Source organism: Ruegeria sp. BHSB058, assembly GCF_059613285.1.
In genome coordinates, this window is sequence record NZ_JBXWSF010000151.1 from 1 (window position 1) to 3872 (window position 3872).

At 63.3% G+C, this 3872-nt stretch carries 4 protein-coding genes; 2 read left to right on the forward strand and 2 right to left on the reverse strand.

Features of this window, described 5'->3' with window-relative positions; translation table 11 throughout:
* Positions 1 to 235 precede the first annotated feature (235 nt).
* Complete coding sequence (locus AC2FNB_RS20705) at positions 236 to 895, forward strand: response regulator transcription factor (RefSeq protein WP_038068681.1); 660 nt, start codon at positions 236 to 238, stop codon at positions 893 to 895.
* Positions 892 to 2229: an ATP-binding protein gene (locus tag AC2FNB_RS20710; protein ID WP_417246803.1), complete on the forward strand. Its 1338-nt coding sequence runs from the start codon at positions 892 to 894 to the stop codon at positions 2227 to 2229. The genes AC2FNB_RS20705 and AC2FNB_RS20710 overlap by 4 nt, the downstream gene beginning before the upstream one ends.
* A gap of 366 nt (positions 2230 to 2595) precedes the next feature.
* Here the strand turns inward: AC2FNB_RS20710 and AC2FNB_RS20715 are convergent, their stop codons facing one another.
* Both AC2FNB_RS20715 and AC2FNB_RS20720 read right to left on the reverse strand, forming a co-directional pair.
* On the reverse strand, positions 2596 to 2760 hold the full coding sequence (locus tag AC2FNB_RS20715; RefSeq protein ID WP_009574204.1) for a hypothetical protein: 165 nt from the start codon (positions 2758 to 2760) through the stop codon (positions 2596 to 2598).
* Positions 2761 to 3163: 403 nt separating this feature from the next.
* Positions 3164 to 3637, reverse strand: a complete 474-nt coding sequence (locus AC2FNB_RS20720; protein WP_281143524.1) for a UCP036055 family protein — start codon at positions 3635 to 3637, stop codon at positions 3164 to 3166.
* Positions 3638 to 3872 lie beyond the last annotated feature (235 nt).

The window sequence follows — 3872 nt, forward strand, 5'->3', positions numbered from 1 at the left end:
AGCCATCGGAACGAAGCAGTCGTCGTCAGCCAGCGCCGCGCCGGCCGGGAAGACCGCGAGAAAGCCGATAATTGTCAATGTCTTCTTCATGGGGCACACTCCTAGTGGCTCGCCTCTTGATGCACTTCATGCGCTGCGAAACTGACGACAGCCTGAACGGGCGCGACCCACAGGCTTCAGCTTCGTGTCAGCCAGACGGATCATGCAGGGACATCAGACAAGAACGGGTACGACCATGCGCATATTGCTGATCGAAGACGACACGACCCTCGGCGCTGCCGTGCGCGACCAGATCGCAGCCGATGGCCAGTCAGTGGATTGGGTTACGCGGTTGGATGCGGCAAGCGATGCCATGGCTGCTACGTCCTACGACTTAATCCTGCTCGACCTGATGCTGCCGGACGGGCGTGGCATCGGGTTCCTCAAGGTTTTGCGCACGCGGGGCGACGTGACGCCGGTCATCATTCTTACCGCACTCGACCAAGTGTCGGACCGCATCGAAGGCCTCAACGCGGGCGCAGACGACTACCTTGTGAAGCCTTTCGACCTGTCGGAACTGTCGGCGCGGATCGGATCGGTCGCGCGGCGCTACAGCGGCAACCCCAACCCGATCCTGACCCACGGACCGCTCGACATCGACCTTGCTGCGCGCAGCGTCCATCGGGATGGCAGACATGTGCCGCTGACGGCGCGGGAATGGGCGCTCTTCGAAGCCTTCCTCGCGCGCCCCGGGCAGCTCCTGTCCAAGGCGCAGTTGGAGGAGAAGCTCTACGCCTTCGACGCCGAGGTCGAGAGCAACACCATCGAGGTCCATGTCAGCCGCCTGCGGAAGAAACTGGGGAGCGCAATCATCGAAACCGAGCGCGGCATGGGCTACCGCCTGGGCAGGCCATGAGGTGGCCCGCAAGCCTTCAGGCGCGGCTCGGCCTATCCGTGGGGCTGGTGCTGACGGTGCTGTGGCTGCTGGCTGCGACGGTGACGGCCGTGATCGTCCGGGCCGAAATGGACGAGGTCTTCGACAGCGCGCTCCGTGAGACAGCGGAGCGGATCCTGCCGCTGGCAGTAACCGACATCGTCGGGCGGGAAGATCAGGGTGTGACCCAGCGGCTCGCCCCGATCCGTGCGCACGACGAGTTCTTCACCTATCTCGTGCGCGATGCCGAAGGCCGCATCCTGCTGCAATCGCATGCGGCGGACCCCACCGTGTTCCCCTCCTATGACGGGCCCGGGTTTCGCCAGACCGCGACGCACCGTCTCTACAGCGACGCGGCGCTTCAGGACACGATCCGCATCACAGTGGCCGAGCCGCTGGCCCACCGCATGTCGGTGGCTCGCGAAATCCAGATGGGTCTCGGCCTGCCCTTGCTGATCGTGCTTCCAGTGGCCTTGATCGCGATCATCCTGGCAGTTCGCTTCAGCCTTGATCCTCTGCGCCGGTTCCGCGCGCGGCTGGAAACACGTGGCGCTCGCGACCTTTCGCAGGTTCCTCACGAGGGGCTTCCAACTGAAATCGGCCCGTTGGCTGATACGCTGAACAGCCTGCTGGCCAGATTACGTGAGGCGTTCGAGGCCGAGCGAAGCTTCGCCGCGAACGCCGCTCACGAGTTGCGCACACCACTCGCGGGAGCGATCGCGCAGGCGCAGAGGCTCAGGTCGGAAACCAAGGACCGAGCGGCTGCACAACGTGCGACCGACATCGAGGAGACGCTGAAAAGGCTGACGCGACGCACAGAACGCATGATGCAACTCGCGCGGGCAGAAGGCGGGCGATTGAGGATGGACAAAAGCTCGGATCTGAGGGGCGTTGCGAGAATTGTGGTGGACGATATTGGCCGCACGGGCACGCCAGATCGTATCAGGCTAAATCTTCCCGACATGGCTGTCATGTCAGATCTTGATCCCGACGCCTTCGCCATCCTGTGCCGGAACCTCGTGGAAAACGCTCTTCGTCACGGAGCACAGGCTTCCCCGGTCGACGTCACGCTGACCGCATCTGGCCAGTTCACCGTAGCAAATGACGGCCCCGTCGTGCCGTGCGAAACACTCGACCGGCTGACAGCGCGTTTCGAGCGGGCCTCTGCCACCTCCGACGGCAGCGGCCTGGGTCTTGCCATCGTCGCCGCAATCGCAGAGCGGATCAGCAGCCGCCTTGTCCTTCAATCGCCGCGGCCGGGCCGGACCACAGGTTTTCAAGTATCACTCAGGTTGCCGATAGACGACAGCGAGTGACAGCGACATCCACTTTGGTTCCCAAAGGGCCAAATGCAGCCTCGGGATCAAGATCATCAGGGCCTGGCCTGGCGCGTCGGTTACCGTGCTATGCAGCGTCACGCTCGGAAAGGCAGCGCACAGCGCCAGCAGCCTGTTCGGAATGGACCCCGCGCTGATGAACGTCATGTAACCAGCGCTCACCATGGGGGTGACCGCTGTTTCCAGCATATAGGGATGGTCGACGAAAAGGCTTCCCGAACATGGTAGAAGCAGACTGTCGGAAGCGATTGTTAGCCGACTGACTATCTCCGGTCACGGGGGCATTACTAGGCCCAGGTGCACACCTGTGCCACGCCTGGGCCCTCGGGAAGTGAGGCCGAAGCCTCACCCGAAGGGATCGTATTCCGAGACGATCACGACCTCGTCTCCGTCGATTTCATCAGCGGGGACGGCGCCATAGGTTCCATCACCGGCCTGGAAGACGACGATCGAGACCATGAGCGTGGCGGCGAGAGAGGCGGCGAAGGCGTGAGCATCTTTGCGGGACATCTGTTTGGCTCCTGTCTTGGAGGCGGAGGACCATCCCCCGCGCGACAGGACCTCGCAGGCCCGAAGACTGCCTGACATCACCGGGTGCGTTCGGCCCGAAAAAGTGAAACGGGGCCGAATCCATCCGGCGGCACGGGTTCGCCCGTAGTCCGACCCCTTGCGGGTTGATTTTGAGGCCAGGATTCGGGGCAAGGAAGGGAATGGCGAGCGGGGGATGGTGCGACCGCTGACAGGAGCCGGGTGTCCCGCTGATGCTTTCGCTGCCAGCCTCCCGGGCAGACATTTGGTAGAAGACCTAGTTCCGTGATGGATTGGATCCTATGGTGCTCCGCGATTTCGCGGGACAGGGTCCTGATGGGTGAGAGGCCCGCGCTTCGGCGGGCCCTTCGGGTTCTACATGGGCTCAGGCGGCAAGCTCCGCGCCCCCTGCCCTACCGGCGGCTTCTTCGCCGACAATTTCGAGCCGCGCGTTGCGATAGCCTTCCCTGGCGATCCAGAGTTCGGCAGCCGTGACAGACCCGGCCAGGTGGAGCAGTTCCGTGCAACCGCCGAAATCCAGCAGGACGCGCACCTGTCCGGGCTTCGGCTCCTCAGCCACCTCGAAGGTCAACGCACTGTCAGCCGAATGCGTTCGCATGATGGTGACGAGAATGACCCCGTCCGAGGCGAAGTTTCCCTCGTGCAGCGTGAACGACGCCGGCGCCGTCCAGGTCGGATAGGGTCGCGGCGGCTCCTTCTTGACGAGACGTCCAACGCCGTTGGAGCGTTCCCAGGCCGCGAGCTTCTTCGTGAACCGCGCAGGCGGTTTCGGACTGTTGTCGGTGTAGCGAATGAGCGCGCCCAGGGGCGCGGTGTCGAGAATGGTGGTTGCAGACATGATTCCTCATCCTGAATGCGTCATTTTGCATTCATCTCGTTGATATTGTTGACTTTTATGTGATTGCGGGCGGGGAAACCCGCCCTCGGATGGCGCGGATCACTCCGCAGCCATCATCGATGCATCATCACCCGGCAGGTCAGCGGTGAGGAAGGCAGGAAGGTCGACATCCTCGCTCTGGTCGGCGTCGGAAACGGGTTCAGACGCCCCCTGCCCTTCCGCGTCGTCGAGTGCT

Coding starts and splice junctions, on each gene's coding strand:
- AC2FNB_RS20720 (WP_281143524.1), bottom strand. CDS start 3,637: ATGTCTGCAACCACCATTCTCGACACCGCGCCCCTGGGCGCGCTCATT.
- AC2FNB_RS20705 (WP_038068681.1), top strand. CDS start 236: ATGCGCATATTGCTGATCGAAGACGACACGACCCTCGGCGCTGCCGTG.
- AC2FNB_RS20715 (WP_009574204.1), bottom strand. CDS start 2,760: ATGTCCCGCAAAGATGCTCACGCCTTCGCCGCCTCTCTCGCCGCCACG.
- AC2FNB_RS20710 (WP_417246803.1), top strand. CDS start 892: ATGAGGTGGCCCGCAAGCCTTCAGGCGCGGCTCGGCCTATCCGTGGGG.